Below are 522 nucleotides of genomic sequence, written 5' to 3' on the forward strand. Positions count from 1 at the left end.
GAGGCCGAGAAAGCGTGGCCGCACAATTCCTCCGTCACCGCCTTCACCTTGCGGGTCGAGACGCCCTGCACGTACATCTCGACCAGCGCCGACACCAATGCCTTCTCCGAGCGCTGGTAGCGCTCAAACAACTCCGTCGAGAACCGGCCAGCCCGATCCTGCGGAACGCGAAGCTCCAGCACCCCGACCCGCGTCACCAGCTTGCGCTCGTAATAGCCGGACCGGTAACTCGTCCGCTCCGCCGTCCGCTCGCCTTTCTCGGCCCCGATCGCCTCCGTCATCTCGGCTTCAAGAACCTCCTGCACGACAGTCTGCAATGCCTGGCGAAAGCCGTCCTCATCCGACAACAGCAACGCTTTCAACTCGCCTCTGCTCAGTCTAACTTCTCGATTGGTCATGGCACTTCCCCTTCCACGGGAATCGGTGATCGTAACGTCACCACCGTGCCATGGCCGCTCGCCCCTCAGAGCAAGCGCCGTTCTCTCTCCAAAACTTTTTGCAGAACCTTCAGCACACTATCCG

Annotated in this window: 1 protein-coding gene; it reads right to left on the minus strand. The window is 61.3% G+C overall.

Annotation, left to right across the window (positions count from 1 at the left end; all coding sequences use genetic code 11):
* Positions 1-398 (minus strand): transposase (locus tag NKJ01_RS36335; RefSeq protein WP_352735412.1); only part of this gene is annotated, 398 nt, incomplete at its 3' end.
* Positions 399-522 lie beyond the last annotated feature (124 nt).

The organism is Mesorhizobium sp. M0276, assembly GCF_040321755.1.
Lineage (GTDB): Bacteria > Pseudomonadota > Alphaproteobacteria > Rhizobiales > Rhizobiaceae > Mesorhizobium.